5 protein-coding genes are annotated in these 3,738 nt (G+C 66.7%); 3 read left to right on the forward strand and 2 right to left on the reverse strand.

The features are described 5' to 3' along the window. Nucleotides 1–2: 2 nt before the first annotated feature. Genes ACFXHE_RS21810 through ACFXHE_RS21820 form a run of 3 tightly spaced genes read left to right on the forward strand, consistent with a single transcriptional unit; the run spans nucleotide 3 to nucleotide 2,025 of the window. Entirely contained in the window at nucleotides 3–449 is a 447-nt protein-coding gene (locus ACFXHE_RS21810) for a nuclear transport factor 2 family protein (protein ID WP_379385654.1), read from the forward strand. Further along, entirely contained in the window at nucleotides 446–1,426 is a 981-nt protein-coding gene (locus tag ACFXHE_RS21815; RefSeq protein ID WP_379385655.1) for an NADP-dependent oxidoreductase, read from the forward strand. Before ACFXHE_RS21810 ends, ACFXHE_RS21815 begins: the two co-directional genes overlap by 4 nt. Continuing rightward, entirely contained in the window at nucleotides 1,423–2,025 is a 603-nt protein-coding gene (locus tag ACFXHE_RS21820) for a TetR/AcrR family transcriptional regulator (protein ID WP_379385657.1), read from the forward strand. The genes ACFXHE_RS21815 and ACFXHE_RS21820 overlap by 4 nt, the downstream gene beginning before the upstream one ends. A 133-nt stretch (nucleotides 2,026–2,158) precedes the next feature. Here the strand turns inward: ACFXHE_RS21820 and ACFXHE_RS21825 are convergent, their stop codons facing one another. Further along, the gene (locus tag ACFXHE_RS21825) at nucleotides 2,159–2,824 is read right to left on the reverse strand and encodes a transporter (RefSeq protein ID WP_379385659.1); all 666 of its coding nucleotides are present in this window, start codon (nucleotides 2,822–2,824) and stop codon (nucleotides 2,159–2,161) included. 489 nt (nucleotides 2,825–3,313) lie between these two features. Continuing rightward, nucleotides 3,314–3,466, reverse strand: coding sequence for a hypothetical protein (locus ACFXHE_RS21830; RefSeq protein WP_379385661.1), 153 nt, complete (start codon nucleotides 3,464–3,466; stop codon nucleotides 3,314–3,316). Between the last annotated feature and the right edge of the window lie 272 nt (nucleotides 3,467–3,738).

Raw genomic sequence — 3,738 nt, forward strand, 5'->3', positions numbered from 1 at the left:
ACATGGTTGCGCAGACACTGGACGTGCGGGAAGCCGTCCAGATCGTCGAACGATTGGCACAGGCGAAAAGCCGACAGGACATAGCGGCCACAATGGCCGTGTACCACCCGGACGCCGTACTCGAATCGCCGTCACTCGAATCCCATTACGCCGGGACCGAGGTCGAGGGCGCGATCAGGGGATGGTTCGCGTTCGCGCCCGACTACGAGGTCCGGCTGGACGGCCACGGGCTCGATGATGAGACCCTGTGCTGCTGGGGCCAGATCACTTTCACTCCGGCGTTCACCTTCAATGGCGCAGTGCCGAACGGCAATCGGGTCTCGGTGCCGGTCTTCATTCTGTTCCGCTTCCGGGACGGCCGGGTGAGCTGGGAGAGCTTCCACTTCGACGTCGCCGGGGTCGCCCGTCAGTGCGGCGTCGACGCGAGCGCCCTGGTGCGGGCGTCATGATCGTCGGCGCTCGCCGGCCGAGCACTACCACCATGCGCGCGGCCCGGCACGAAAACTGGGGATCGCCACTGGAGATCGCCGACGTCGAACGGCCGGAGCCCGCCGCGGGTGAGGTCCGTATCGCGGTGCGGGCGACCAGCGTGAACCCGATCGACATGCACACCGGCAACAATTCCGGCTATGAGCAGTCCATGCGGCTGCCCTGCATCCCCGGGTGGGACGTCGCCGGTGTGGTGGATGCGGTCGGCTATGGGGTGACCCGCTACGCCGTGGGCGACCGCCTCTACGGTCTGGCCTGGTTCCCCTATCCCGCGGGCACGTACGCCGAATACATGACCGTGCCCGCGTATCAGCTTGTGCCGATGCCGAAGTCGGCTTCCTTCGCAGAGGCGGCGTGCTTGCCGATGGCCGCGCTGACGGCCTGGCAGATGCTCGACGCGGTCGGGGCACGCGCCGGTCAGCACGTGCTGATCAGTGGCGCCTCCGGCGGCGTGGGTCACCTCGCGGTGCAGTTGGCGGTCGCGCGCGGCGCCACGGTCACCGCCCTGGTGCGTCCCGATCACCATGCCGCACTGCACGAATTGGGCGCGCACGCCTGCGTGGACTACACCGATCCGGACGCTGTCGCGGCAATCGGGAAGGTCGATGCGGCGATCGATCTGGTCGGATTCGATTTCGGCGCTTCGCTGTTCGACCGCGTGACGCCCGGAGGCGCAATCGCCTTGGCGACCGCATGGTCGGTCAAGGGATACCAGGCCGCCGCGGCGGAGCGAGGTATCCGCGCGGCCTCGTGCCTGGTGGAACCCGATCCCACGGCCCTCGCGGCCCTCGCGGAGCTGGTCGATTCGGGCGCGGTCCGCGTGATCGTCGGCGCCGAGTTCGATCTCACCCAGGCCGCCGATGCCCAGCAGTGGGTCAAGGACCGGCGCGGCTTCGGCAAGACCGCGATCACGGTGAAGGCACCGGAGCGAGCGTGACCGGAAAGCCCAGGCAGCTACGCGGAATCGCGGTGCGCGACAAGCTTGTCGGCATCGCGACCGACCTCTTCTACGACAACGGTGTACGTGCCATCGGTGTCGATGAGGTGGTGCGACGGGCGGGGATGGCGAAGGCGAGCCTGTATCGCTGGTTCCCCACCAAGGACGACCTCGTTCTCGCGGTACTGCAGCAGCGCGATGACCGGTTCTGGGCCCGCTGGGACCAGACCGCGTCGCGCCACGCCGACGCACGGGCCGAACTCGACGCCCAGCTCGCCTGGATCCAGGACGTGGCGACGCGCGAGGGCTACCGCGGCTGCGTATTCGTCAACACAGCCGCGGAATTCAGCAAGGCGCAATCGGAGCAAATCCGGCAACGGTGCGCCGAGCACGAACACGAACTCGCGCGACGGCTCCGCGCGCTGACGGCACGGCTCGGCGTCCCGGACGGCGATCGGCTCGCCGATCAGCTCCACCTCGCCATCGTCGGCGCCTTCGCGGTCGGCGGGATCTACCCGACCGGCGGACCGGCCATCCGCCTCAGGGCCTTGGCCGAGGACCTGATGGACGGGGGCCACGCGCGTTCCGTCGGGAACTGAACACCCCCGAGCCTCGCCGGAAATCCCGAATCACCAACGCCTGGTTGGTCTTTCGGCGTCGTGACCACCCGTCGAGACCTGACGTTCGGCATCGGGCGACACCACGGGCCCGGCCTTCGGCGACGGCATCAACTCAGTCGAAAACTGCCGACGGACTCGCGACCGAGAACCCTCGTGCTCGACCAGTTGCAATTCGGTCATTGCTATTTTGCAGCGTGCGATACCCGAAGTAGTACACGACCATTTGGGAGGCCCATGTGATGAGGGCCAGGATGTAGAAGATCGTGTGGTGCTCATCGTCGCCGGGTATGCGGTAGAAGTCGTACATCCCCGCGATCGTGGCTGCCGCGGCCGAGACGGCCACTACCGCAATCGCGTTACCGCGTGCACCGATGTTCCACAGCCGCCACGCGAAATAGAGCAGGAACAGGGTGGTCAGGGCGTTCATCACAACAAAGAAGATGGCCCCGGCCAGCCCGAGTTCACCGGCGAAGAAGGACATGACCAGTCCACCTACGATGGCCAGCCCGAAGACGCCGATATCGACGGCAAGCGAAGGCCTGAACCCGTGGGTGACCTGCATCAGACCCAGGACGAGAATCACGGTGATTCCGACCGACCGGGAGAACGCATCGAAGAAGGCGAGGTGATACATCGGACTGGTTTCGTTGGCGCCAACCAGCCCGTAAATGAGGAAGTTGGTTCCCGAGGTCGCGACGATGATCCATTCGAGGCCGAGTAAGTAGTTTCCGTAGTTCCGGATGAACTTCCAGCCGGTGGTGAACCCGGCGACGACCATGAGTAGATCGGCGAGTGCGGCTGACCACCGTGGGCACGCCATTTCGGAGGCCGGTCACCTCGACCTTCAGGGCGGTCTTGTAGGGGAAGGTATGGCCCACCGCCGCCAGGGCAAGGAACTTGATCAGCTCGATGCGCGTCGCCTCGCCGGTACCCACGAGGTTCCGCAATCCGGACAGGACCTTGCGCCAGCCCTTGACGCTGCCGAACTTGTTGGTCATCACGGCTTCCAGGAAGTCGATGGCCTTGTTCATCGGCGTGTCGCCCTTCTGCACGGCCAGGCCGACGCCGCGGACCATGCCGTTGCAGGGTGCTGGATCGAGCCCGCCGAAGCAGCGAATGTTCTTGGCATCCGGGTACTTTCGCGGCAAGGTCACCGGCTCCGGGTGAGCAGTCTCGTGCACCATGGTCAGCCCCAGTCCGGCACCCAGCTCCGTCCAGCGGGTCTCCAGCCAGGACTGGTGCAACACCGGTCCGCCGTTCTCCCAGGTCATGCAGGGGCCGGCGGCGACCCGCAGCCGATGTACATCGGTACTCCGGCCGCTCGGGCGTCGTCGTGCAAGGACAGCGGGCCGTCGGGTTCGAGCTCGACGGTCTCGACGGGCTTGTCGACCTTGAACAGAACTGCTGCTGCGATCCGCATCGACATCTCCCAGCGCCATCGGCAATGTCTTCGACCACGGCGGATCCGGCCAGGTAGCCCAGGGCGAACCGCCGCGACACGTACCAGGCCACGTCCGAGAATCAGCGGTCCAACGCTCCGGGCGTCCACCTCCGACGGCACGCCGGAGCGGTTCATCGCCTCGGCGCCGGCGACGCCCCGTACGGCGGGATCGTAGGAGATCCCGCCTGGCTCCTCACCTGCGGTGCGCCCGCCGCGACTCGCAGATCACCGACTCCGGATCGGCCGTCGGC

The sequence above is a fragment of the Nocardia sp. NPDC059229 genome (assembly GCF_042754165.1).
In the GTDB taxonomy this organism is placed as follows: domain Bacteria; phylum Actinomycetota; class Actinomycetes; order Mycobacteriales; family Mycobacteriaceae; genus Nocardia.